Annotated in this window: 17 protein-coding genes and 3 pseudogenes; 13 read left to right on the top strand and 7 right to left on the bottom strand. The window is 69.1% G+C overall.

All coding sequences use genetic code 11. The features are described from left to right. Positions 1-78: 78 nt before the first annotated feature. Positions 79-1,602 (bottom strand): aromatic/alkene/methane monooxygenase hydroxylase/oxygenase subunit alpha, encoded by a 1,524-nt coding sequence (locus tag Manayef4_RS07635; protein ID WP_070131133.1) that lies wholly within the window; start codon positions 1,600-1,602, stop codon positions 79-81. A 314-nt stretch (positions 1,603-1,916) separates the two neighbouring features. Here Manayef4_RS07635 and Manayef4_RS07630 point away from each other — a divergent pair, with 314 nt between their 5' ends. Next, on the top strand, positions 1,917-2,591 hold the full coding sequence (locus Manayef4_RS07630) for a MarR family winged helix-turn-helix transcriptional regulator (protein WP_011434679.1): 675 nt from the start codon (positions 1,917-1,919) through the stop codon (positions 2,589-2,591). A 147-nt stretch (positions 2,592-2,738) separates the two neighbouring features. On the opposite strand, the gene Manayef4_RS07625 is transcribed toward Manayef4_RS07630, so the two are convergent. Next, the gene (locus Manayef4_RS07625; protein WP_011434678.1) at positions 2,739-3,332 is read right to left on the bottom strand and encodes an NAD(P)H-dependent oxidoreductase; all 594 of its coding nucleotides are present in this window, start codon (positions 3,330-3,332) and stop codon (positions 2,739-2,741) included. Positions 3,333-3,445: 113 nt separating this feature from the next. Between Manayef4_RS07625 and Manayef4_RS07620 the strand changes: the two genes are divergently transcribed. Continuing rightward, positions 3,446-4,279, top strand: a complete 834-nt coding sequence (locus Manayef4_RS07620) for a helix-turn-helix transcriptional regulator (RefSeq protein WP_011434677.1) — start codon at positions 3,446-3,448, stop codon at positions 4,277-4,279. Between the two features lie 342 nt (positions 4,280-4,621). Beyond that, entirely contained in the window at positions 4,622-5,602 is a 981-nt protein-coding gene (locus Manayef4_RS07615) for a glycosyl hydrolase (protein ID WP_349257429.1), read from the top strand. A 127-nt stretch (positions 5,603-5,729) separates the two neighbouring features. On the opposite strand, the pseudogene Manayef4_RS22650 reads toward Manayef4_RS07615, so the two are convergent. After that, positions 5,730-6,049 (bottom strand): annotated as a pseudogene (locus Manayef4_RS22650) (DDE-type integrase/transposase/recombinase); the annotation flags it as partial. A 315-nt stretch (positions 6,050-6,364) separates the two neighbouring features. Between Manayef4_RS22650 and Manayef4_RS26595 the strand changes: the two are divergent. The 4 genes and pseudogenes from Manayef4_RS26595 to Manayef4_RS07600 all read left to right on the top strand — a co-directional run. Then, positions 6,365-6,635: pseudogene (locus Manayef4_RS26595) on the top strand (transposase); the annotation flags it as partial. Between the two features lie 97 nt (positions 6,636-6,732). Continuing rightward, entirely contained in the window at positions 6,733-7,092 is a 360-nt protein-coding gene (locus Manayef4_RS07610) for a hypothetical protein (protein ID WP_139140032.1), read from the top strand. A gap of 155 nt (positions 7,093-7,247) precedes the next feature. Beyond that, positions 7,248-8,000: pseudogene (locus Manayef4_RS07605) on the top strand (lanthionine synthetase C family protein); the annotation flags it as partial. 14 nt (positions 8,001-8,014) lie between these two features. Beyond that, complete coding sequence (locus Manayef4_RS07600; protein ID WP_083282336.1) at positions 8,015-8,848, top strand: thiopeptide-type bacteriocin biosynthesis protein; 834 nt, start codon at positions 8,015-8,017, stop codon at positions 8,846-8,848. A 59-nt stretch (positions 8,849-8,907) separates the two neighbouring features. Here the strand turns inward: Manayef4_RS07600 and Manayef4_RS07595 are convergent, their stop codons facing one another. After that, a complete protein-coding gene (locus tag Manayef4_RS07595) occupies positions 8,908-9,258 on the bottom strand; it encodes a hypothetical protein (protein ID WP_070131105.1) in 351 nt (116 codons plus the stop codon). Positions 9,259-10,831: 1,573 nt separating this feature from the next. Here Manayef4_RS07595 and Manayef4_RS25805 point away from each other — a divergent pair. The 6 genes from Manayef4_RS25805 (at position 10,832) to Manayef4_RS07565 (ending at position 18,100) form a co-directional block, all read left to right on the top strand. After that, positions 10,832-10,981 (top strand): hypothetical protein, encoded by a 150-nt coding sequence (locus Manayef4_RS25805; protein ID WP_232234986.1) that lies wholly within the window; start codon positions 10,832-10,834, stop codon positions 10,979-10,981. Positions 10,982-11,237: 256 nt separating this feature from the next. Beyond that, on the top strand, positions 11,238-12,701 hold the full coding sequence (locus tag Manayef4_RS07585) for a biotin/lipoyl-binding protein (RefSeq protein WP_070131104.1): 1,464 nt from the start codon (positions 11,238-11,240) through the stop codon (positions 12,699-12,701). A 178-nt stretch (positions 12,702-12,879) separates the two neighbouring features. After that, positions 12,880-13,554, top strand: coding sequence for an ABC transporter ATP-binding protein (locus Manayef4_RS07580; RefSeq protein ID WP_148214928.1), 675 nt, complete (start codon positions 12,880-12,882; stop codon positions 13,552-13,554). Then, positions 13,554-14,789, top strand: coding sequence for an ABC transporter permease (locus Manayef4_RS07575; protein ID WP_070131103.1), 1,236 nt, complete (start codon positions 13,554-13,556; stop codon positions 14,787-14,789). Before Manayef4_RS07580 ends, Manayef4_RS07575 begins: the two co-directional genes overlap by 1 nt. A gap of 25 nt (positions 14,790-14,814) precedes the next feature. After that, positions 14,815-15,843 carry a DUF5666 domain-containing protein gene (locus Manayef4_RS07570; protein ID WP_254665513.1) on the top strand — a complete coding sequence of 343 codons (1,029 nt, stop codon included), beginning with the start codon at positions 14,815-14,817 and terminating at the stop codon, positions 15,841-15,843. A gap of 7 nt (positions 15,844-15,850) precedes the next feature. After that, positions 15,851-18,100 carry a biotin/lipoyl-binding protein gene (locus Manayef4_RS07565; RefSeq protein WP_254665512.1) on the top strand — a complete coding sequence of 750 codons (2,250 nt, stop codon included), beginning with the start codon at positions 15,851-15,853 and terminating at the stop codon, positions 18,098-18,100. Between the two features lie 1,021 nt (positions 18,101-19,121). On the opposite strand, the gene Manayef4_RS07560 is transcribed toward Manayef4_RS07565, so the two are convergent. The 3 genes from Manayef4_RS07560 to Manayef4_RS07550 are packed head-to-tail and all read right to left on the bottom strand — an operon-like array spanning position 19,122 to position 25,220. Then, positions 19,122-22,247 carry a DEAD/DEAH box helicase family protein gene (locus tag Manayef4_RS07560; protein WP_070131101.1) on the bottom strand — a complete coding sequence of 1,042 codons (3,126 nt, stop codon included), beginning with the start codon at positions 22,245-22,247 and terminating at the stop codon, positions 19,122-19,124. Further along, positions 22,247-23,479, bottom strand: a complete 1,233-nt coding sequence (locus tag Manayef4_RS07555; protein ID WP_070131100.1) for a restriction endonuclease subunit S — start codon at positions 23,477-23,479, stop codon at positions 22,247-22,249. The genes Manayef4_RS07560 and Manayef4_RS07555 overlap by 1 nt, the downstream gene beginning before the upstream one ends. Continuing rightward, the gene (locus Manayef4_RS07550) at positions 23,469-25,220 is read right to left on the bottom strand and encodes a class I SAM-dependent DNA methyltransferase (RefSeq protein ID WP_070131099.1); all 1,752 of its coding nucleotides are present in this window, start codon (positions 25,218-25,220) and stop codon (positions 23,469-23,471) included. Before Manayef4_RS07550 ends, Manayef4_RS07555 begins: the two co-directional genes overlap by 11 nt. Between the last annotated feature and the right edge of the window lie 3 nt (positions 25,221-25,223).

The raw sequence follows: 25,223 nt of genomic DNA, 5'->3' as shown, positions 1-25,223 counted from the left end.
CGGAGTGCTCGTGGACGTACTCGTGGACGTACTCGTGGCAGTGCTCCCGCGCTCCGGGGGTCACCTGTGCCCAAGACGTCATCGCCGTGCCGCCCTGGCGCCGGTTGCGCCCGCCGCCGCGGCCTGCGCCCAGGCGTAGCCGGTGGCATCCTGTCCCTGCTCGGCCGGCGACAGCCCCATGTAGGCGAGCACGCCGCCGAGGTCGGGCGGGCTGATCTCGCCGGCGAGGAACCGGTCCACCAGCGACCGGTGCCCGGCGAACCGCTCCGGACGCCGCGCGAAGATCCACTTGCAGGGTTCCGAGCAGAACAGGTAGTCACGGCCCCCGTGGGTGTGGCGCAGCGGAGCGGCCGAGGCCAGCGCGCCGGCCTCCACGCCGGCGGCCCGCACGATCGGCAGCTGGCACAGATTGCACACCAACGGCAGCGTCYCCGGGAAGGTGGCCTCGACCTTCCCCGCGCGGATGTTGTCGCCGATGACATCCCAGTACTTGCCGAACGTGCGGTTCCAGCCCGGGTACTTCTCCTCCAGCCACACCCGCTCGTCCGCCGAGACGCCGGCGTCCGGGTTCCACCAGACCGTCGGCCGCCAGTTCCACACCCCGAGGTGAATCGCGTGGTGGTACCAGGTGAGTTCGTTGACGAACTCCTCCCAGTACCACGGATACTCCAGGCCAAAGTCCCGGAACTGGTCGGAGAACTGCTTGATCACCCACTCTTCGATGAATTCCTTGAACGACATCGTCCGATGCTCGAGCGGGGTGTAGTAGTCCATCGACAGGCCGGTCAGCAGCGCGAACACCCGCCATGACCGCCAGAACATGTGATCGATGAGGAACTGGCCCCAGTCCTTGTGGCCGCCCTCGGCAAGGATCTTGATGGTCGGCTCGCCCTGCTGGGCATGGCGGGCCTCGTCCGTCTGGATACTGGAGATCAGCGATCCGAACTCCAGGTCGCCCACCTTGATCGCGTCGGCCGCCATGCCGAGGAACTGCAGGTTCGTGAAACCGGTCTCAAGGGTGAAGGTKAGCTGCAGCGCGATCGACAGMGCGTCGTTGGCGACGAACATGTCGTCGAACAGCTGCCGGACCGCGAGCACGATCCAGTCGTTCGTGTGGAACGCCTTGAGCGCCCAGTCGGCCCGCGGCTCCTTCCCGATCAACCCATAGGGGAAGAACGCCTGGATCTGGCCGTGCCGGACCTCGTCGAGCGTGCCGAACGTCGCCGTATTGCGCCACGCCRCCGCCCGCCCGAACCGGCCCATCCGCGCCTCACCGATGGAGGCGAGGTACTCCGGCATCGTGATCGCGCCGTAGTGCGCCAGGATCACCGACTTCCATCCCGGGTCGAGCTTCTCGAACAGCGCCGAGCGGGCGATCGCGTTCTTGACCGAGTACGTCGTGGTGTCCTTCGTCACCTGGTTGTGCACGTACTCCCGATAAGTGATCTTGTATGGCTCGTCCCAGGCCAGCCACCCCTCGGCTGGGACCCGGCCCGTCCCCGACAGCTCCTCTGGGAAGACGTCCTGCTCGGACACATAGCCAAACGACCAGTTGGTGTCGCGGGCAAGGTCGTACCAGTCACTGCGGGCAAGCTTCGGCATGCTCGCCTCCTTGGTGTTCCCCCACGGACGCGGACCGAACCCGCCCGGTCCGGCGACGCTCCCGCGCCGCACGGCCCAACCCGGCATCGGCCGCTATCTCGACAATTTCAGTCGACAAGGAGAACTATGTGCGGGACGACCTTTGATGTCAAGGACTCCTAACGATCCGGTCCGGGCGGATCGGATTGCTAAGGTCCACTCGCGGGTTCCGACCTTCCCCGTTACGACCCTCGCGGCGGGTCGGCCGTCGCGAACCCGGGAAAGTCCCAACGGCAGGAGGCAGCGGTGCTGGCGATACACGCGGCGTTCGGACCGTGCGCGTGAGACCGCCCGGCACCCCCGAGGAACGCCACCCCGGACTCGACGCGAAGATCGTGGCCGCCCTCGACCGGATCGGCGAGGCCCTGCAGGTGCTCGCCCGCCGCCTGGCCGAGGCGCACGACCTGTCCCCCACCCAGCTTCGGGTCCTCGCCCGCATCTATGCGGGACCACCCCCGCCGGCCCGAACCAGCGCGCTGGCACGTGAACTCGACGTGGCCGACCCCACCGTCAGCGACGCCGTGGCGGCCCTGCGCCGCAAAGGGCTCGTAGGCCGCCAGCAGGACCCCGCCGACCGGCGTCACTACCGGCTACACCTCACCGCCGACGGCCAACGGACCGCGCACGCGGTCTCCCGGTGGACCGCCCCGGTCGAGGTAGCGACCTCCAGGATCCCCCGCCCGGACGGCGAGCACCTGCTCGCAACCCTCCTGGACCTGCTGGAATGCCTGCACGCCGAACATCTGATCAGCGTGACGCGCGCGTGCACCACCTGCCGGCACTTCGAACCCGCACCCCGCCACGCCCGACCCGCCCGCCACGCCCAACCCACTGTTCACCGCTGCGCGTTCTTCGACTACCGCCTCGGACCGTCCGACATCCGGGTCGACTGCCCGGAACACCTCACCCAGGAGGAGTTCGCCCGCCGCGGCGCCGCGGGCGGCCGGTAACACCGAACGGGGCCAACCGGGTCATGCACGTCAACGTCCACAGCGCCGCGGTCGGCCTGCCCGACGGCACGCCCGCGGGGTCCGTTGTCGACAGCTCACCGATCAGCTGCGCGAGGAGGGGGCCTGCGGGCCCATCATCACGAGACACTAGTCAGGGTAGGGCACCTCGGCGCGTGCCTTCTGGAGTGCGGCGGCCCACCAGGCAAGCTGGTTGAACAACGTCTTGGCGTAGCCGGGAGCGTCGGGATCAGCTGGCCGGCCAGCATCCCAGTTCACGAAGTAGTTCGGGAATGCCAGCCCGTCGCGAATGGTCACCGCGTGCAGCTCGGTGAGGACGTTCTCCAGGTGCAGGACCGCGTGCCGACCACCCGCCGCGCCGCCGTAGCTGACAAAAGCGACCGGCTTCGCGGTCCACTGGGTGAAGTGCCAGTCGATGGCAGCCTTCAGTGACGCCGGGTAACTATGGTTGTATTCGGGGGTTACTAGGACGAACGCGTCCGCGGCGTCGAGTCGCGCGGTCAGGGGTGCCATGCCCGCCGGGCGCGGGTATGAGTCTCCGGCGTACTTCGGCGACGCGGCGGGCAGGGATAGGGGGATCTCAAAGTCGGCGAGGTCGACGACCTCTACGTCGAAGCTCCCATGCGCGGAGGCCTGTTCGGCGACCCATGAGGCCACGACCGGTCCGAACCTCGCCTCGCGCACGCTGCCGACGACGATGACAAGTTTGCTGGTTTCGCTCATGCGTCACATGTTCGGTCGCGCCGGCAGCGGCAGCCAGACCGAGCGCAGGCTGGCCCTGATAGGGCCAGCCTCGGACGGCGTACCGAGGCCGTGCCGGTCTTACAGTGAAGAGCGTGAGTACGCCGCTGGGTGACTTCCTCCGCGCCAGGCGCGATGCCACCCGGCCCGAGACGCTCGGCCTGCCGGCAGGCCCCCGGCGCCGCGTCCCGGGGCTACGGCGGTCGGAGCTGGCTTCGCTGGCAGGAATCAGCGTTGAGTATCTCGTCCGGATCGAGCAGGGGAGCGACCGCAACCCATCGGCCTCCGTCGTCAACGCGCTCGCCGACGCGCTGCGCCTCGACGTCTCCGAGCGGGAGCACCTGCGCTACCTGGCCAAGATCGCCGCTGGCGTGTGTATCGGCCCGCTCACCCAACCTCGGCTGGAGGTCAGGCAGACAGTGCTCAAGCTGCTCGACCAGCTCGAGCCAGGGATCGCACTGGTCACCAACCGCCTGGGTGACATCCTCGCGTACACCAGTGGCTTCGACCTGGTCGCCCGACCGTCGGGGCTGCTCGATACCGACAGGCCCAACCTCACGCGCTTCGTCTTCACCGACAGGCGCGCCCGCGAGGTCTTCCCGGAATGGGATCAGATCGCCGACGAACGAGCCTTCGACCTGTGGCACGGCCCGTCGGCCGAGCGCTCGGCCCAATTCAGGGCGGAACTCGCTCCGGTCGCCGGCGACGACTTCACTCAGCGACTGAACCGGCACGCGCTACCACGGCGCGGTCCGCTGCGGTGGACACACCCCGTGGTTGGTGAACTGCGGCTTGACCGCGAGGTCCTGGAGCTCCCACCCGCCGATGCTCAGCAGCTGGTGGTATTCCTTCCCGCCGACGACACGACCGCCGACACGTTGAACCGGTTGCGCAGGAGGGGCGGTACCAGCCTGCGTGCCGTCAACTGAGCAAATATGGCGGCACGCCGCCACTCTTATCGAAGTCAAGCAGGTCCAGGTGTCCCCGTGGAGCAGTACCCGCGGGGGCTCGGTGTTCTCCGGCATCTGATCGCCGCGATCGACCGACCTGCCAGCATGATCGATCCTGGGCTCGCCCGCCACATCCGCGACGACTGTCCGATACGACACTGACGTAACGGTATGGTTGGTTTTCGTGGTACCGGAGCGCCAGGAAGGACCGAGGGACCCGATGGAACGTGCAGCGTGACGGCCCGGCAGCGAGGTCGGGCCGGGTACCGGGCTCGCCCGGGCAGGCCGTTATGGATGCCGCTGACCGCACTGACGATGGTGATGGCTGTTGTGYTGGGCGTGGCGGCCTGCTCGGATCAGCCCGAGCGTCCCCGCGCTCCGCGGCCGTCACCAACCACCACGCCCCCCTCCGCCGTGGAGCCGGCACCGTCCGGGCTGGGCTGGGTATCCGGCGCCAATGGAAACTTCCCGGCAGACGTGACCGCGTGGGCGGCGTGGACCCGCCGTCCCGTCGACCTCGCGATCGTTTTCAYGGACCGCGCCAACTGGCCGAGCATCACCACGGCGTCCTGGCCGGTCGGGGCGTTCACCCGGGCAGCCTTTCCCGGGGAGCTGTCGGTGGCGCRACCGCTGTACCCGCAGAACGGCAATGAACAGGCGTGCGCTCGCGGTGAGTACGACGGCTACTGGGCCCAGTTCGGGCAGACTCTGTCGAAGTACGGCCGCGGCGACGCCTACGTGCGCCTCGGCTGGGAGTTCAACGGGGACTGGTTCTGGTGGCACGTCCGGGATCCGCAGGCGTGGAAAAGCTGCTTCCAACACGCCGCCACCGCGATCCGGTCGACCGCTCCGCACGTGAAGATCGACTGGAACATGACCGCGCACCGCGACAGYCTGCCCGGCAGCGGCGCGGACGTCTGGTCCGCCTACCCCGGCGACGCCTACGTCGACGTCGTCAGCATCGACTCCTACGACTCCTATCCGGCGTCCACGACGGAGCAGGTCTGGACCCGGCAATGCCAGCAGCGTTCCGGGCTGTGCACCGTCGCCGCCTTCGCCCGCGCCCACGGCAAGCGGTTCGCCGTCCCCGAATGGGGACTGGTGCGCTCGACCGGCGGTGGCGGCGACAACCCGTTCTACATCGAGAAGATGCACGAGTTCTTCGCGGCGAACGCCGGACTCCTCGCCTACGAGGCCTACTACAACAACGCGGAAGCTGACAACGTGCAATCCTCCCTGCACAACCCGAACCTGAGCCCGAACAGCTCCCGCCGCTATCTCGGCCTGTTCGGAAAGGACTGACGGCGGCGCCGGCGCGGACGTGGCCGTCGGCGACGTGTCCGCCTGCCAGCAAGCCGAGGGTGATCCCCGGGGGCTCTGTTGCGTTACGGGGAAGCTGGGCATGCCAGCGGGCCGGGGCGTCTGTCGGTCAGATAGCGGTAGCGAGTTCGGTGAACGCGGCGGCCAGCCTCAGCTGTGGGTTGCTGTCGATCCCGAGTTCGGAAGTGGCCGCGGCGGACGTTCTGGACTAAGGCGTGTCCGGCGCTGAGAGTTTGGACCGAGCGCAGCCATTTCAGCCCGCGCGGCGTCGTGCTTTGAGTCGGCCGTGGTCGGCTTCGATCCGGTTGTTCTCCCGGGCGGCGTCGACATGGCAGGCATCCCRGGCAGCAGCTCGTCGAGGAGCCTCGGGTAGACAGGTGCCTTATCGGTGGTGATCGCCACCGGCCGCCGACCATGCGTCAGCGCCCGAACGAACGAACCGTCAGGACCGCGACGGCGCCCGCCAACTGCTGGTCGACCACTACTTCACCGCCCCCAGCTGCCGGTTCCTGTTCGTGGACGACGTAGCTGAGGACAGCCTTGACCGGGGCATGCCGGGAAGGGCGGGAGCAGTCCTGACGTACGCGGGTCTTCGCGTCCGAGAGTCGTAGGCCCAACGCTACCGGCCACCGGACAGCCTGCTCACGTTCCTCGACAACCTCTGTCYTGTCTGGTGGCGGGCAGGTTCGTGGCCGGCCGAGGGCCGTGGAGCGGGACGGAGGTCTCGTAGTAGTCCGAGCATACGGCGGGTTCGCCGGCCGGTTCGTGACCTGGGCCGCCACCGTCATGAAGACCACCGTGGAGATCGTCCGGAAGAAGGAAGGACAGAAAGGCTTCCAGCCGCTTCCGAAGCGGTGGGTGGTGGAACCGCACCCTGGCCTGGATCGYCGRYCACCGCCGCCTCGCTCGGGACTACGAACGCGACCCGGCCAGCTCTGCYACCTTCGTCCACTGGGCCATGATCCGCACCATGGCCCGTCGTAAACATTCAGCTTCATTGTTGATGTTGCTGTGAGTGGTTGGCGCTCGTTCCGGGTCCGACTGTTGGCTGATGTGTGGCGCATCGGATCTGGTGCGTGTGGTGATGTGGTGGGGTGCCGCCRCCGGAGGAGATGTCGCGTGAGGAGCTGGTTGCTCTCGTGGTGGCGCGGGCGGGGCTGATCGAACAGCTGCGGGCCGGGATCGCCGAGCGGGAGGAGCGGCTGGCTGGGCAGGAACGTCGGGTCGAGGAGCTGGCGGCGGAGGTCGACCGGTTGAGGCGGGCGGGCTCGCGGAACTCGGGGAACCCGTCGTTGCCGCCGTCGTCGGACGGGGTGCTGCCGGGCCGGGTGGGGCCGAACCGGGCTGAGCGCCGTGCCGCCGGGGGCGGGAAGAAGAAACGTGGTAAGCAGCCGGGCAGGACGGGTGGACGCTGGCTTGGCGGGAGGACCCGGACCCCGGGTCGAGGCGCATTTTCCGGTCGGGGTGTGTGACTGCGGGGCGGCGCTGGCCGGGGCGAGGCCGGCGGGGGTCGCCCGTTCGCACCAGTCCCACGATCTCACCCCGGCCCGGGTCGACCGTGACCCAGCATGATCTCTACCGGGTCGTGTGCGGCTGCGGGCGCCGTCATGTGGMCGCCCGGCCCGGCGGGGTGACCGGGCTCGGCGTCGTAGCCCRCCGCCTCGACGATCTTGACCTGCTCCGCGAGGTCCTCGCCTACCTGGTGCTTCTCACGGAGCCGATCGACGGCCTGCCCGGCTGGTGGTGCCCCCACGGCCCCAGCCGCACGAAGGCCGGCCCGCCCGGTGGGCATGGCAACCACGGGATCGCCCACGGCATCACGGGCCCCGCCGCGCTTCTGGCCCTCGCCCTGCTCGACGGCGTCCGAGTCGACGGACAGGAACAGGCGCTCAGGACGATCTGCCAGTGGCTCGATACCTGGCGGCGGCCAGCCAGCGAAGGATCGTGGTGGCCGGAGTTCGTCACGCTCGACGACCTCGACCGCGGCGAGCCCCGCCAACGCGGCCCGCTGCGGCCGTCGTGGTGCTACGGCGCTCCGGGTATCGCCCGCACCCAACAGCTCGCCGCCCGCGCCCTCGGCGACACCACCCGCGAGCACCTCGCTGAAACGGCGTTCGCCGCCTGCATCCGCGACCCGGCCCAACTGGCCCGGCTCACTGAACCCGGCCTCTGCCACGGGACCGCCGGGCTACTCGCCACCGCACGCCGGATCGCGGCCGACGCGCGAACCCCTATCGCCCTCGCACCGCTGCTGCGTCTGCACCAGGACACCGCCGCTGCGGCGGACGCATCCCCTGGCTTCCTCGACGGGTCGGCCGGGGCCGAGCTCGCCGTGGCCGGGACCACGACGTCTTGGGACGCCTGCCTCCTGCTTTGCTGACCGGAAGGCCCGACATGCACGAGACCCCATGGAAACAGCTGAACATCCGCTACCCCGGCCCGCAGCCCCGCGGGCGGGAAGACCAAGCCATCGGTCACCTGGCGCGCATCCTGCCCCGCGCCGAGGCGGACGGGCTCATCACCTCCTGGTTCTTCATCCGCAAGGGCGCCTGGCGCATCCGCTACCTGACCGCGCAGGACACGGACGGCCAGTACGACACGACCACCGACCGCCCCCACGCGCTGCTCACCGATGGAGTCCGCTGGACCGCCGACATCTACGAGCCAGAGGTCCACGCCTTCGGCGGCCCCGCCAGCATGAACGCCGCCCACGAGCTGTTCCACCACGACAGCAACCACCTGCTGTCGTTCCTCGCCACCAACCCGACCGACCGGCGCGAACACTCCCTCGTGCTGTGCACGGCGCTCATGCGCACCGCAGGACTCGACTTCAACGAGCAAGGAGATGTCTGGGCACGGATCGCAGAGCAGCGCTCGGTCTTCGCCAACCCGCCGTCGGACCCGCAGGTCTGGGCCTCCTTCACAGGCGACGTCCACCGTCTCCTCGTCGGCGAAGCCCGCGCAGACCTCCTCGGCAGCTGGCTCGACGCGTTCGAGGACGCGGGCGGAACGCTCCGGAAGCTCCGCGAAGAGGGCCAGCTTACCCGTTGGATACGTGCCATCATCGCACTACACGTGATCTTCCACTGGAACCGGCTCGGCCTCCCCGCCCGCGCACAGGCCATCCTCGCGACTGCCGCCCGGCAAGCCGTCCTCGGTCCCGCCCATCACCTTGATCGGCTACGCCCTGACCATCCCCGGCTCCTACGCTCAGGGTCCGCCCTGTGACACCTTCTAGCGTCGCCGTGCGCGCCGCCGTAGGGAGACTTCGTCGATGGGTCCCGGCGTCAGACCTCGCCAGCCTGCGGGGGCCCGAGATGGCCGGTCACTTCCACCCAGTCGGGCTCACGGTCCGTGCCACGGGCCACGACGACCATCAACCGCCGCCCGACGGCAACCTGGAGCCGATCGAAGTCGCGGCTGGCGGCGCCACRCTGCCGGCGGTAGGCGCCCAGCTGCGCGGGTTCCAGCGGCCGGTCGAGGACGCCGAGGAAAAGGCGCAGGTTGGAAGGGCCGACCAGATCCGCGGTCACCCACTCCCCGCGCACGGTCCGGCCGAAGGCACCATGTTCCCGGCCCCGCGTCGGTGGCGGCGCGGTCGCGAACAGCCGATCCTCAAGCGCCGCCGCCCTCGCCATGGCCCGGTTCCGATCCGGCGGGATCTGCCCTGCCCGAGCCGGCCCGCTGGGCGCATCAGGACTCGGCGCGTACGAAGCCGCGCTGGCCGGGGGCCTGATATCGAACAGGTCGACATCGTCGGTGATGACTGCGTTACCGCCGTCCCGGACGAGCTGGTAGCCGTCGACGGCGGAGTCCGCGATGGACGGATCGAATCCGGCGCGGACCAGGTCAGTCCGCTGGCGACCAGCGCCTGTTCGCCGGCACGGTGCCTGGGCGAGGGCAGATTGTCGGCGTCATCGGCTTTCCCGCCGATGGCGGACAGCTTGACAACCTTCCGGACGCCGTAGGCACGGGCCGCCTGAATCATGGCCAGGTCATGCTCGGCGACCGAGCCGGTGGGGCTCGGAGCGGTCAGCAGGAAGACGCTGTMCACACCAGCGACCGCGCTGTGGAGCGAGTCAGCACGTTCGAAGTCGGCCTGCACGACATCGATCAGCGCGCCATCAGGAAGACGGAGACGGGCTGGTTCTCGCGTCATCGCCCGAATCCGGGCGCCCCGGCCGACTAGGAGGCRCAGCACCTCGCGACCGACGGTGCCGGTCGCACCAGTAATCAAGATCATGGGACCATCGTGGTGGCGACGGACCGCGGTTTCTAGGAAATTCCGGCACACCGGTACAGGAGTTGACCTACGAGAAGCCCCGTCCCCAACGACTACTGTGGTCACCGGCCTCACCCGGGCCGCCTACCACCCGAGCAAGGCCATCCCTCTGTGCATCCAGGTGCGGATCACCATCGGCTTCGTGCCGACGGTGCTCGGGATCGCCGCGGCCTGGGGGCCGGCAGCGACCTGGCCTGCCTGCCGGTCTTCGTGTTCTGCCTGCTCCTGCAGCGCCACATCGTCGGGGGCGTGGCGCGGCGASGCTCACAGTCGGCTTGTCGACGTCCTGCTCGGCCATGCTCAGCGGGCGCGTCCGCAGCGGCACGATACGTCCCGCGCCCGAGTGGACCACTGCCCCTCGCGGTGCGGAGCTGCCCGCGATGATGAAATGACCGGCCGGCGAGCCGGCGTCGACCGTGTCTCTACTCTACCAATGACAGATACCCTGATCTCCCAATAGCAGCAGGCCGTCAGGTCTGCCAATCCGACCGCCAGCAGGGAGCACCGCACCACGCGGATCGCGATCGTGTTGGACGGCTTGCGCGTGGCGCGTGGCGCGTGGCCGAGGGCCATCTCATGGCCTGGGCGACGGTACTCGGATCGCCGCGGGTAGGCACCGGCCGCCCATGATCCTGTTTACCCGACGGCACGGCGGATGCCGCCGATGACAAGACGCAGGCCGAAGTCGAAGTGCTCCTTCTGGTGCGGAGCAGGGAGATGGTCGAGCGCAGCGAACAGCTGCGGGTGACGTCGTGGACCGACCGGGCCAATGAGCCGTGCGGCGCTCGCGGACGGATCGGGCAGAGCGGCGGCGAGTTGTTCCTCAGTTGTTCCTCAGTGCTGTGACTGACCACGTAGTAAGTGATCGTGTCCGTCGACCACGCGGCATCTCGGCTGGACAGTCCCCCCACGCGGAGAGCGGAGACCAATTGTTCGCCGTACGCCAGCGCGTCGGGCAGGGGAAAGAAGACGCCCGCGAACAGCCGAGCACCGTCGCGGCGAGACAGCCGTGCCTCGTGCAGACGATGAGCGAGTTGGGCGACCTGGTCGTGCCAGGGCTGGCGCTCGTCGAGGTCTGACGTCACTCCGGCCAGCAGCGCGTCGACCATCGCCTCCAGCAGCAATGGCACCGGCAGCGAACCACCGCCGGAACGGCACGACAACACAAACCCCGGATTCACATCAATCAATCACCAGCATTCGACCCGACCGCCAACCGCGACGATGGGCCGGTGAACTCATAGCTGACGCACAGGTGCCGTAAAGGCCAGGTTCAGCTATCCCCGCGATGCTTGCCGCCGTGCAGAATCAGTTGCCATCCGCGAACGGCGGCTCATGATCTCTCCAGTCCGGCTGATCGCGCGCCACCGGTGGGTGGTCGCCACGGTCACGGCAGTCGTCGTCGCCGCGGCGGTCACGACCTACGTGTTCACCCGCGGCGGTTCGTCCGGGCCGGCCGCCTCCTCGTCGCGGACCGTCGCCGCCAGCATCGGGACCATCAAACAGTCGATCACGACGACCGGAACGATCGAACCAGCCACCGAGGCAGCCCTGAACTTCACGGCGGCGGGGAAGGTCACCAGCGTCCTGGTGGGCGAGGGCGACCCGGTGAACGCCGGCCAGCCGCTGGCGACCATCGACTCGGCGTCGTTGACCGCGAGTCTCGTCCAAGCCAAGCTAACGCTGGCGAACAGCCAGGCCAAGCTAGCCTCCGACCAGGACTCCGGGGCGTCCAGCACACAGCTCGCCGTCGATCAGGCCTCGGTGACGACCGCGACCGACGGGGTGTCGACCGCGCAGGCCGCGCTGGACGGCGCGACTCTCACCGCACCGGTCAAGGGTGTCGTGGCGAGCCTGTCCCTGGTGGTCGGCCAGCAGGTGGCGGCATCCTCCGGCGGGAGCGGATCAGGCCAGTCCGGCGGATCCGCGAGCTCGGCAGGCGGGTCCGGATCGGGCGGCGCCGCCTCGTCCGGCCTGGGGTCGGCCGCCGGGTCGGGGTCGGGGTCGGGCTCGGGGTCGGGCTCGTCCGGCTCGTCGTCCGGCGCACAGATCCTGGTGATCAGCACCGACTCGTGGATCGTAAACGCCACCGTGGACTCCAGCGGGGTCGGTCTGATCGCGAAGGGCGACCAGGCGACGATCGTGCCGGGCACGGGTGGCACCGGAGGCGTGCCGATCGGCCGGCTCCCCGGTGGCGGCGGTGGCGGCGRTGGCGGTGGAACTGGCGGTAGCGGCGGGCCGGGAGCCGGTTCCGGTCCCGCGAGCCAGGGCGGTGCGGGCACCTCCGACGCCGGCAGGAACACGGTCTACGGGACGGTGTCGTCGGTCGGCCTCATCGCGTCGAGCTCCGGAGGGACGGCAGCCTTCCCGGTTATGATCAAGGTGACCGGCAGCCCCGGCGGGATGCACGCGGGTGACACCGCGACAGTCTCGTTGACCTACAAGCAGCTCGGCGACGTTCTGGTCGTCCCGACAGCGGCGATCACTCAGGCCGACGGCAAGCCCACGGTCTACGTCCTGTCCAACGGCAGGAAGACCGCCACGACCGTGACGACCGGACCCACCGGAGGCGGCTTCACGCAGGTCGTCTCCGGGCTGTCGGAAGGCGACAAGGTCGTGGTCGACACCCCGCAGGTGGCCACCCGGAGCGGGTCCGGAACCGGCCCGGGCCGGGCCACGGGCCAGGGCGGTACGGGCAGGTTCGGGGGCGGTGCCGGGTTCGGCGGCGGAGGCGGTTTCCCCGGAGGCGGGGGTGGCGGCTCCGCTGGTCGGGGCGGCGGCTTCGGCGGGGGTGGCTGAGGTGGTCGGGACAACGGAAAACGAACTGGCCTGGACGCCGGAGGAACCGGCAGGACAAGAGCAGACAGGACAAGAGCAGGCAGGGCAAGAGCAGGCAAGGTCGGGAGGGACGGCGGGTCCGGCGACGCCGCTCCCGCCGTATTCGGACAACGACACCCTCGTCGTCAACGCCCCTGTCATCGAGCTGGACCAGGTGACCAAGTCCTACCGGGCGGGATCGCTGGACGTCACGGCGCTGCGTGGTGTCTCGGCCCGGATCGGAACCGGCGAGTACGTCGCGATCGTCGGGCCGTCCGGGTCCGGGAAGTCGACGCTGATGCACATCATCGGCTGCCTCGACGTGCTCACCTCGGGCAGCTACCGGCTCTCTGGGGAGGACGTCGGCGGGATGAGCGAGGCCGACCTGGCCGAGATCCGCAACCGCCGGATCGGCTTCGTGTTCCAGCAGTTCAACCTGTTGCCGTCGCTGTCCGCGTGGCGCAACGTCGAGCTGCCCCTGACCTACCGGGGGATGCGCCGCGAGGTCCGCCGGGCGCGGGCCGTCGCGGCACTCGACCGGGTCGGCCTCGCCGACCGGGTTGAGCACCGGCCGGGCGAGCTGTCCGGCGGCCAGCAGCAACGCGTCGCGATGGCCCGGGCGCTGGTCGGCGACCCGTCGCTCATCCTGGCCGACGAGCCGACCGGAAACCTGGACTCCACCGCCACCGGTGACGTGCTGGACCTCCTCGACGAGCTGCACCAGCAGGGCCGGACGATCGTCCTGATCACTCATGAGCTGGACGTGGCGGCCCGGGCGCACCGGGTCGTGCGGATCCGGGACGGCCTGGTCGAGTCCGACACGGCGGCATCCTGATGGGCTGGCTGGAGACGCTGCGCACCGGGTGGGACGCGATCCGCACGCACCGGCTGCGCTCCGGGCTGACTGTGCTGGGCATCCTGATCGGGATCGCCGCGGTGGTGCTCACCGTGGGCCTCGGCGTCGGCACGCAGAACAAGGTCGGATCGCAGATCAGTGCCCTGGGCAGCAACCTGCTCATCGTCTCGCCAGGCAGCTCGACGAGCCCCACYACCGGCCTGCGCGGCGGGTTCGGCTCCGCCTCGACGCTGACCATGACGGACGCGGCCGCATTGTCGTCACCGGTCTCCACACCGGACATCGTCGGGGTCGCCCCGGTCAAGCAGGGCCAACTGACGCTGGTGAACGGGGCCACGAACTGGACGACGACGGTGGTCGGCACGACTGCGGCCTGGCRCCCGGTGCGCAACCGCACCCTCGCCGAGGGCCGTTTCCTCACCACCACGGACGACGCCCAGTCGGCGGCGGTGACCGTCCTCGCCTCGGACACCGCCGAGCAGTTGTTCGGCCGACGCGACCCGGTCGACCAGAGCGTGACGATCAACAACATTCCGTTCACGGTGGTCGGGGTGCTCGATCCGGCCGGTTCGAACACCACGAGCAACCTCGACGACCAGGCGGTCGTGCCGCTGTCCACCGCGGCGAGCCGACTGTTCGGCGGGACGACCCGCACCTCGGTCTCCTCGATCTACATCGAGGCACGTTCGTCGTCCACGCTCTCAGCGGCCTATCAGGAGGCGACCGACCTGCTGCTGAACCAGCACGGCATCGCCAACCCGGCCAGCGCCGACTTCACGATCATCAGCCAGCAGTCGCTGCTGGACACCGCGACCTCGGTGAGCAAGACCCTCACCGTGCTGCTGGCCGGCATCGCGGCACTGTCCCTGCTGGTCGGCGGGATCGGCGTGATGAACATCATGCTGGTCTCGGTGACCGAGCGCACCCGCGAGATCGGGCTGCGCAAGGCGTTGGGCGCACCACCGGCGGCGATCCGACGCCAGTTCCTGGCCGAGGCGTCCGTGCTCAGCTTCGCCGGCGGGGTGGTCGGCGCGCTGTTGGGCATCACCGGCGCCCTGGTGCTGCCGCACTTCATCGACAACCCGGTGGCGATCGTGTGGTGGGCGGTGCTCGGCGCGATCGCCGTGGCCGTCGCCATCGGTATCGCCTTCGGCGTCTACCCCGCTAGCCGGGCCGCCCGGCTGGCTCCCATCGACGCACTCCGCAGCGAGTAGCCATCCCAGGACGAGGATCGAGATCTTGACTGGTCAAGCACCGCTCACCAGGTCCCTGACCGGCGGCCGCCCGACGCGGCTCGCCCTCGCCGCCGCCACGACCATGCTGGTCGCGGCGCTCGCCGGCTGCGGTGGCTCTTCGACCGCGGCGTCGGCACAGGGCAGTCCGAGCACCGGCCAGCCGGGCGGCCCGCCCGGTCAGGGGGGCCGTGGATCCGGCGCCGGCGGCCCGGCCGCGTTCGGCACCATCGCCGAGGTCGACGCCGCCAGCGCCAGCTCCGGCAGCATCGAGGTCCAGAGCCAGCCGTCGGGGCAGGTGACGGTGAAGTTCACCGGGACGACCACGTTCACCCAGATCATCGCCGCGACCCTCGCCGACGTCAGGCCAGGGGTGTGCGTCTTCGCCGCCGACGTGCCGACCGGGAACGGGGCATCCGGTTCGCCGGCCGGCGGCGCGGGCGGCACCGGTGGCACGCCGGACTCGGCGGCGCCCAGCCCCAGGCCGAGGCCCACCTCGTTCACCGCCACGACGGTGCTGATCAGCCAGCCGGTCGGGGACGCCTGCACACAGCCGACCGCCGGGCGACGGCCGACCGGCCAGCCCCGGCCGAGCGGCAGCCCGCGTCCGCGCTCGCTGGGCACCCGAGGGCCGGGAGGCTTCCGAGACGAATTCGGCGCGCGCGCGGAGGGCAAGGTGGCCTCGGTGTCCGGCTCGACCATCACCGTCACCGGCAGCGGCAGCGGCAGCGGCAGCGGCAGCGGGGCAGCCATCACCTACACTGCGCAGGTCAACGGGGACACCAGGTACACCCAGTCGGTCACCGCGGCGGCCAAGGCACTGGCCGTCGGGCAGTGCGCGACCGCGAACGGCCAGACCGACGACACTGGCGCCGTCACGGCGACCCACATCACGCTGAGCCCGAAGACGAACGGCCGCTGCACCGCCGGCTTCGGCGGCGGCGGCTTCGGCGGCGGCGGCTTCGGCGGCCAGGGGGGCGGCAGTGCGGGCTCCGGCGCCACCGGCTCCGGTCGCACCGGGTCCACAAATGCCTGAAGGGGCAGTGTCCGAGAAGGCAGCGCCTGAGGAGAAGCCGCGGCCGTCGCGCCGCCGGTTGGGTCGGCCCCGCAAGGTCGTGGTGGGCGGCACGGCAGCGGTGCTGTTGGSTGGTACCGGCGTCGGAACGGGGCTCGCGGTCACGGCGGGCCCGGGGCCCTCCTACCGGCTGGCCACCGCCAGCATGGCGTCGGTGACCCAGGCCCTCACCTCGGTCGGAACGGTGGCCACAGTCAACAAGGCGACACTGGCGTTTCCGGTCGCCGGAACGGTGACCGCCGTGCCGGTGGCGATCGGTGACCAGGTCACGGCCGGGCAGACGCTGGCCGGCCTGGACCCGGGGCCGCTGCGGCGAGCCCTGGACGCGGCGAACGCGACGCTGGCGAACGCGCGGCTGGCACTGACCGCGGACGAGTCGGGCCAGACCTCGTCGGCGACCGCTTCGGGGACGGGCCCGGGCACGTTCACAGCGGCGGGGGCCGTGGCCACCTCCCTGGCAGACGTGACGGGCAGCTCGTTCCGGGGCGGCTCGTCGTCCGCCGGCATCGAACTGATCAGTTCCTCGACCGGACGCTCCCCGGCGCCGACCCCGGCGGCGGCTCCAGCCGGGACGACGGACAACGGGACGACGGAGCCGGGCACCCTCCTGACGGCGGTCACCACAGCGCAGCAGGACGTCGAGAATGCCCAGTCGTCCCTCGACAGCGTGCTGGCCGGCCTCGGCGCCGATCTCGGGAAGCTGACGTCCCCCGGCGGAGGCTGCGTGGTGGTCGCCGGGCCGCCCCGCGCGCCGATCACGTACACGACGACGCCGGTCCTCGCCGCCCCGTCGGACGCCACCGGGAAGATCAGCGGGACCGCCGGCGCCGACGACGCGATCACTCTGCTCCGGGACGGCGCCGTGGTCGCCTCCGTGACCGGTTCCTATGCCTTCACCGGTCTAGACGCGGGCACGCCGTACACGGTGAAGATCGAGGATCCCGACCCGACCGGTTCCGTTGACGCCCTCCAGTGCCAGCACGCGATCGGTGCCCTCGTCGCCAGGTACAGCACATCGCCAGGGCCGTCACAGTCGTCGGACCTGGCCACGCTGGTGTCCCAACTCGCCGCCGCCAAACTGAACCTGGACGCTGCGGTCCGCGACCTCGGCACGGCCGGCGTTCCGACAGCCGGCGTTCCGACAGCCGGCGTTCCGACAGCCGGCGTTCCGACAGCCGACGCTCCGACAGCTCCGGCCGCCTCGGCCATCCCGACCGAACCAGCCCAACCAACCCAACCAACCCAACCAGCCACTTCGAGCGCCCGTCCGCTGAGCGCGCCGGCCCCGTGGGTGCCAGGTGCGACGGGTGGGCCGGCTCCCGCCCCCAGCCACGGTCCCGCCCCCAACTCCTCCGGTGGAGGATCGACCGTCCGCTCCGGAAGCTCGGCGGGATCGTCCCGCAGCGTGGGCGGCGGTACGTCCAGCGGCGGTACGTCCAGCCGGGCGGCCAGGGTCGTCACCGCCGAGCAGCTCGCGGCCGACCAGGCCGCCATCGACGCGGCTGTCGCGCAGGTGGCGCTGGCCCAGCAGAACCTGGCGGAGACGACCCTGACCAGCCCCGTCACCGGGACGGTGGCCGCCGTCTCGATCTCACCCGGGATGACCGTCGGCGCGTTCTCCAGCACCAACGCCATCACCGTGCTCGGCGCCGGTGGCAAGCAGGTCGTCACCACGGTCCCGCTGTCCGCCGTGGACCTGGTGCGGCCCGGCGACCGGGCCGACGTCACCGTCGACGGCGTGTCGACGCCGCTGACCGGCACCGTCTCCTCGATCGGCGTCCTGAACAGCACAACCGGGTCGACCACGACCTACCCCGTCAAGATCGCACTGGCGGCGACGCGGACGAAGCTCTTCGACGGCACCGGCGCGACCGTGTCGATCGTGGTACGGGAGGTCCGGAACATGCTGACCGTGCCGACCTCGGCGGTGCACCGGGTCGGCGGGCTGAGCACGGTCTCGGTCCTGCGGAAGGGCAAGGCGGTGACCGTCCGGGTGACCACCGGGGCGGTGGGGGCCGACCGGACCGAGGTGACGTCCGGCCTCACCGCCGGTAACCAGGTCATCCTCGCCGACCTGCACGCGGCGCTGCCGTCGGCACGCACGAACTCATCGTCCACCAGAGGCGGAGCTCTGAGCGGCGGGGGCGGGCTGTTCGGCGCGGGTGGGGGCGGTGGCGGTGCCGGGGGCCGGGGCGTCCAGCGCGCCCGGGGTGGCTGAGCCAGATCCAGATCCAGTTTTCGGAAACCGTTGACAAGACTCGTGCGTCGGAGCCGACCGCGCGACCGCAGGCATAGTCAGATATCAGGACTTCTCGGCTTGTTGATCTCCGACATAGCAGCACTGGCCCGCCATAGCGATCAAAATCATCTGGTACATCGCCGCGAGCCCGCCTCTCCCGGCGGCCGGGTTCGCCCGCGACGCAGCGCGACAAACGGAGATCGTTTAGCGGGTGACGACACAATGAGCACACATCGAGCACACGCGCGGCCCGACGGACCCGCGCCGGAGGGTCAATTTTTCGAACGATGCAGGCCAAACCAATATCGTTCAAGGTTCGCGGCAGCTGCAGGGCGGGAAACCCGCCGGTTAAAAGCCCGTAGGACAGCCTGCCGTCTAGTATCGCATAGTGCCGTCATGTGTGTGTTCGTGCAGGTCACGGGCACTCTGTGTGTCCCGGGGTGCCGGCGGCTGCCGGGTGCTGGTTCGTCGTCCGGGTTCACGAGGTGCACACCCGAGCGCCTGCGCCGCGTGACCGTGGATCTTGAGTAGCCATCACGCTGGCATGAGTCTCCTACCCACCCTGAGATGGTCCAAGCCAGCGCCCTGCCCCGTCACGGACCAACCACTCTCGGCCGGGCAAGGCGAGCTCGGCCTCGGGCTGAACATGACCGGTTCCGGTGGCGCCCCGCCGAGTACGCCCTTGCTCAGGCACGCATGATCGACGCAGCGCGCCCAGGGCTCGGTGGCCGGTCACGACGGGTGCTGGCGGATCCGGCGCGAGACCCGCGCCTATGGGCTCTGGAGCGCCGCTATACTGGCGCGGTGAGGGACCGGTTTCGGTAGGTCACGGTCTTCGGAGGCAGAGGGCCAGGATCCGGTGATCGGGTTTCTGTAGGCGGCGTTCGGTCATCTCGCGACGGCCATGCCGACGCTTTGGACGCCGTGACCCGACTGATGCCGGTGGCTCGGAGCAGGCCGATTTCCCGAGGGACGAAAGCGCCCCTGACCGGACATTCTGTCAGTCGGTCTCCTGTGACGTGGCGACCTCGTAGAAGGCGTCCGCGAGGGCAAGGATGACGCTGTTGATCCCAGGGCCGTCGCTGAAGAAGTAGTCGGCCATGGTGTTGTGGGCTTCCTGGTTGTCGAGGACGGCCTCGGTGACGACGGCCTTGAAGTCGTCGGAGTCCATGAACTGCTTCTTCGAGTTGACCTGGGTCTGCCTGACGAGGTCGGGGTAGGCGAGGAGTCGCTGGACCAGGCCGTCGACGAACTCGCGGATCTGGGACTCGGTGAAGGACTCGGCGCCGAAGAGGTCGTTCATCTTGTCGATCACGACCTGGAGCGCGACGTACCTGGGCTCCTTGCGGGCGCCGGTTCCGGCGGCGCTGATTCCCTTGAGCTCGCCGTCGCCGGTCAGCGAGATGTCGACGGCGATCCGCTTCTCGTGTCTGACCCCGACCAGGACGACGTCGGAGAGGTCGACCTCGGCGGCCCAGGAGGAGTCGGCGATGACCTTCTCCAGGAGGCGTAGGAAGATGGAGAGCATCTCCAGGTGCGGGTCGCCGTAGTCGACGATCTGGCTCATGAAGTCGTAGAGCCGGACGTAGGTGGAGACGTCCTGACGGAACAGGTCGAGGGTGCTGAGCGTGACCTTGTCATCGGCCTCGATCGCGGCGGCGTAGCGGCTCGCGAACTCGTGCTTYGCCGGAGCGATCGCGGCCGAGAGCGCGTTGTTACCCTTCCGCTTCACCCACAACTCGGCGACGTTCCGTACCTGGTCGGCGGTGTAGATCCCCGTCTGGGCGAGCTTGGCGGCGAGGTGGGCGACGACGTACGGGTCGGTCTCGGTCTCCAGGGTCGCACCGGTGAAGTACGGCTCGAACGCGGCCCGGATGTCGTCGGGCGTGTTCACGAAGTCGAGGACGAACGTCGTGCGCTTGATCTCCCCGCCCGCGGTGCGGTGGGTGCGGTTGAGCCGGGAGAGCGTCTGCACGGCGGTGACCCCGGAGAGCTTCTTGTCGACGTACATCGCCGAGAGCAGCGGCTGGTCGAAGCCGGTCTGGAACTTGTTGGCCACCAGCATGATCGTGTAGGTCCCGCCCTTGAACGCCGCGGCCAGGTCCGCGCCGGCGCCGGGGTTGAGGTTGGTCTCGGTGAACTCGACGTCCTCCGCCGGCACCGGCCCCCACTCCGAGGTCCACACCTCGTYCTCGTCCATCGTCACCGACCCGGAGAAGGCGACCAGCGTGCGGTAGGTGTACGACGGATCCTCCGCGACCCGGCGAGCGATGTAGGCGTCGATCGCCTTCTTGTACTTCACCGCGGCCTTGCGCGAGTCGGTGACGACCATCGCCTTCGCCCTGCCCTCCAGCAGGTGGGCGACGTTGGCGTGGAAGTGCTCGACGATGATCTGGACTTTCTGGCTGATGTTGGTCGGGTGCAGCTTCACCCACCGCRTCAGCCCCTTACGCGCGGCGCTTTCCTCGACTTCGCTGTCGGCGGTGGCCTTACCGGCGATCTTCAGCGCGGTGTCGTACGACTGATAGCCACGCAGAACGTCGAGGATGTACCCCTCCTCGATCGCCTGCCGCATCGAGTACAGGTGGAACTCGACCGGCTTCCCGTCCGGCCCCTTCCGCCCGAACATCTCCAGCGTCTTGGCCTTCGGGGTCGCGGTGAACGCGAAGTAGGAGATGTTCGGCGAGTCGGCCCGCTCGCTCATCCGCGCCGCCAGAAGCGATTCCAGGGCGACCTCGCCGCCGTCGGCGAGGTCCTTGATCTCCTCGGCGGTGAGCACGGCTTTCAGCTGGGAGGAGATCCTGCCGGACTGCGACGAGTGCGCCTCGTCGGCGATCACGGCGAACTTCCTGCCCGTCAGCCCCTTGTCCGCCTGGATCTCGTCCATCGCGAACGGGAACGTCTGCACCGTCACCGCGATGATCAGCTCGCCGTTCCGCAGCGCGGCGGCCAGCAGCCCGGACTTCGACGTCGCGCCGGCCTTGCGGACGTCCTCCGGGCTGATCGTGGCCACGATCCTGCCGGACCCGTCGATCTGCCGGATCGCCTCCTGAAGCTGCCCGTCAAGCACCGTCCGGTCCACGACCACGAGGACCGTGTCGAAGACCTTCTCGTCGTCCACGTGCAGCCGCGCCAGCCGGTGTGCGGTCCAGGCGATCGTGTTCGTCTTCCCCGACCCGGCCGAGTGCTCGATCAGGTACCGGTGGCCGACGCCCTCCTCGCGTACGGCGTCGACGATGGTCGTCACGGCCTCCCACTGGTGGAACCGCGGGAAGAGCATGCTGGTACGTCGCACCGACGTCCCCGTCGCGACGTCCCACTCCTCCCGGGTCTCCACGATCATCAGCCGCCCGACGATGGTGAGCCAGGCGTCCTTCTCCCAGACCCGCTCCCACAGGTACGCCGTCGCCGACCGCCCCTCGGCACCTGGCGGGTTCCCCGCCCCGCCGTCGTGGCCGATGTTGAACGGCAAAAAGTGCGTCTTCTCCCCCTCCAACCTGGTGGTCATCGCCGCCAGGTCGTTGGAGACCGCGAAGTGCACCAGCGCCCGATGCCCGAACGACAGCAACGGCTCCGCCCGGCCGTTGGTGACCGGGCGCCGGTCCTTGCGGTASTGGCTGATCGCCTCGTCCAGCGACTGCGTGAAGTCCGTCTTCAGCTCCACCGTCGCCACCGGCAGCCCGTTGACGAAGAACACCAGGTCGATGCTGCGCTGATCGGCGGTGGAGAAGCGCACCTGCCGCATCACCCGCACCCGCATCGCCGCATACTGCGCCACCGTCGTCGCGTTCAGGCTGGTCTCCGGCCGGAACTGCGCCAGCTTCAACCGGCCACCACCGATGTAGACGACCCCGTTGCGCAGGATGTTCAACGTCCCGCCGCCGTGCTCCAGCGGCCTGTCGAGCGCCGTGGCCAGCACATCGAGGAACTTCGCCGCCGACCCGGCCGCCTTCAACGCCTTCCCGTACGCCGCCGGCTGAGTCTCCTCCAACCAGCCGAACACATCCGCGGGGAAGAGCGCCCGCTCACGGTCATACCCGGAGTCGCCCGCCGAGTACAGCCACCCATGAGCCTCCAGGTACGCGCAGATCTCGGACTCGAAGACGACCTCGTGGTAGTCGGCCATCAGACCATCCCCCGCACATCGACCTGCCCCGTCACCGCCGCCGTGATCAGCGCCGCGCGCCGCTCCTTCGAGAGTTCGATGAACCRCTCGGTCTCCGCAATGAGAATGTCGACCTTCGCCGCTTGATCGTCAAGATACGCTGCGACGCGATGCTGCTCGTCGAGTTCGGGCAGCCAGATCGGCGTTGTGCGCAGAACCGGAAGCCTGACGTTTGCGACCGTCGATCCGTTCGCCGAGAGTCGGAAGTGGTCTTGYACGCGGTCCGAGTAGATCTGCCAAAGCAGAAACCTGCCGACACATTCCGCGCGATCAATCCGCAACAGCACCATGCGCTGACCGAGACAGATCTGATCATGAGGGACCATACATGCCTCACCAGCAGGGGCTTCGCGCGTGAACAGAACGTCGCCAACGGCTGGCGCTCCTCCAGCGTTCCGGTCCTTCCAGGTCTCCCTACTGATGGGCAGCCCGTTCCCAGGGCGGAACTTTCCGTTCCTGACCGAGGCGGTTCGGACGGCTTCGTACTCGCCGTCGTCCAGTACCTCAGGAGTCGTGTGCGGACAGTCGACGACGTCGATACAGGCATTCTGAAGTCGCGAATTAGGCACCTGCATGTCGAAGACGCCGTCGATAAGCGAGTGGCGCCGCTCACGGAGCATTTCGATCAGACGCTGCTGTTCCTCGATAAGCGTGTCGATGCGGGCGGTCTCGCGGTCGAGGTAGTCGGCGATGGCGCGCTGCTCCCCTAGCGGCGGGAGCAGGATCGGCATCAGCCGGAACTCGTCGTTGTCGATCTCGGCCTGACCAATGCGCACGCCGCGCGAGAGCAGTGCGTAGCCGTTGGTGTAGGTAGTCGAGCGAAGAAGCCARTTGAGGTAGCGGGCGTCCTCACTATGGCGCGGCGCGAAGCAGATGTAGTGACCGGAAACGATCCCGCGGAGCGAGGAGATGCCAACCGAACCTTGCCATGCCTTCATCCGGTTGGCGACCAGCCAGCCTGGGTGGACGAGCTGGTAGATGCTGCGGTTCTCGGCAGTCTTGTTGATGTTGTCGCGCGAGTCCTTCGCCACGACGCCGTACTCGCGAAAGACGGACAGCATCTGCTCTTCCGGATGGTCCACATCCTTGATGCGTTCGAACATGGACCACAGTGGCTTTGTGGTCCAGTGCGGCGGGACCTTCCCGAGCCAGGACACACCGGAGTCGACGAGGTCGAGCCTCTCAGCGATCACCCTCGACCTCCCGCAGGAGGTCGAGGATCTTGGCGATCTGCTTGTCCAGGTCGGCGTCGATCTCGGCGAGGGGGCGGGGTGGGACGTACCTGTAGAAGTGGCGGGTGAAGGGGATCTCGTAGCCGGTCTTGACCTTGGCCCAGTCGATCCAGGCGTCGGGGACGTGCGGCTTCACCTCGGCGTCGAAGTAGGCGTTGATGACGTCGAGCTTGCCGGCCCGGCCGGCGGTCGAGYCACCGTAGGTGAAGGGGACGTTCTCGGTGTCGCGCTTCTTCGGGTCGGGCTTGCGCYGACCCTTGCGGTCGACGACCGGCTTGCCGTCCTCGCCAAGCAGGGGTCGCTCGACGGTGATGGTCCAGTAGCCGAACTCGTCGTTGCTCAGCACCTTGGAGTAGTCGGGGTCGGCGTCGAGGAAGTCGACGTACAGGCTGACGACCTTCTCGCGGTCGGTGTCGGAGATCTCACGGCCCTTGGAACCGAGGTTCTTGCGCATCTTGGTCCAGAACGAGGTGCCGTCGATGATCTGGACCAGGCCCCTGGCGTCGGGGTGCTTGGTGTTGTCGAGGATCCAGATGTACGTGGCGATGCCGGTGTTGAAGAACATGTTGGTCGGCAGCGCGACGATCGCCTCGACCAGGTCGTTCTCCAGCAGCCACCGGCGGATCTCGGAGGGGCCGGACCCGGCGGCGCCGTTGAAGAGCGGCGAGCCGTTCATGATGATCCCGACCCGGCCGCCGCCGTCCTTGGGCGCCCRCATCTTGTGGGCCAGGTGGAGCAGGAAGAGCATCTGCCCGTCCGAGGTCGCCGGCAGGCCGGGGGCGAACCGGCCGTACGGGCCCGCCTCGTCGCGCTCCTCGGTGACCTTCTTGGCGTACTGCTTCCAGTCGACGCCGTAGGGCGGGTTGGACATGCAGAAGTCGAACTTCCTGCCCTTGAAGGCGTCGTCGGTGAGCGTGTTACCGAAGGCGATGTTGGTCGCGTCGTGGCCCTTGGCGAGCAGGTCGGACTTGCAGATCGCGTACGACTGCGGGTTGTACTCCTGGCCATACAGGCTCAGGTTCGCGTCCGGGTTCTGCGCGAGCAGGTGCTCCTCGGCCAGGGCGAGCATGCCGCCGGTGCCCGCGGTCGGGTCGTAGAGGGTACGCACGATGCCGGCCTCGGACAGGTCGGCCTCCTTCTCGGCGAAGAGCAGGTCGACCAGCAGCCGGATCGCGTCGCGTGGGGTGTAGTGGTCGCCGGAGGTCTCGTTCGCGGCCTCGTTGAACTTGCGGATGATGTACTCGAACGCATCGCCCATGTCGGCGTTCGACACCACATCGGGGTGCAGGTCGATCGCCTTGAACGAGGTGATGATCTCGCGCAGGAGCCCCGCCTTCTCCAGCGCGAGGATCTCCTTCTTGAAGTCGAAGTACTCGAAGACATCCACGTCCGTCGAGAACCGGTCGAGGTAGTCGGCCAGGTTGTCCGCCAGCCCGTCGGCGTCGGCCAGGAGGTTGCTGAATCCGTAGTTGGAAGTGTTGTAGAACGGCCTGCCGGTCGCCTTCTTCACCTCGATCTTCAGCCGGATCGGGTTGTCGAACGTCCGCGCGAGCTCGCGGACCGTCTCCCGGTCGGGCTCGAGGATGCAGTCGAGCCGGCGCAGGATCGTGAGCGGGAGGATCACGTTGCCGTACTGGTTGGGGCGGTAGGGACCCCGAAGCTGGTCGGCGATCGACCAGATGAAACTACCGAGGGTGCTCACAGG

Origin of the sequence: Frankia sp. CgMI4, from assembly GCF_001756285.1 — a bacterium.
GTDB lineage: Bacteria > Actinomycetota > Actinomycetes > Frankiales > Frankiaceae > Frankia > Frankia casuarinae.
This window is presented reverse-complemented; position numbering and strand designations above follow the sequence as displayed.

Excerpts from the sequence above, each read along its gene's own strand:
- Manayef4_RS07610 (WP_139140032.1), top strand. The coding sequence starts at position 6,733 with ATGTCGCGTGAGGAGCTGGTTGCTCTCGTGGTGGCGCGGGCGGGGCTG.
- Manayef4_RS07600 (WP_083282336.1), top strand. The coding sequence starts at position 8,015 with ATGCACGAGACCCCATGGAAACAGCTGAACATCCGCTACCCCGGCCCG.
- Manayef4_RS07625 (WP_011434678.1), bottom strand. The coding sequence starts at position 3,332 with ATGAGCGAAACCAGCAAACTTGTCATCGTCGTCGGCAGCGTGCGCGAG.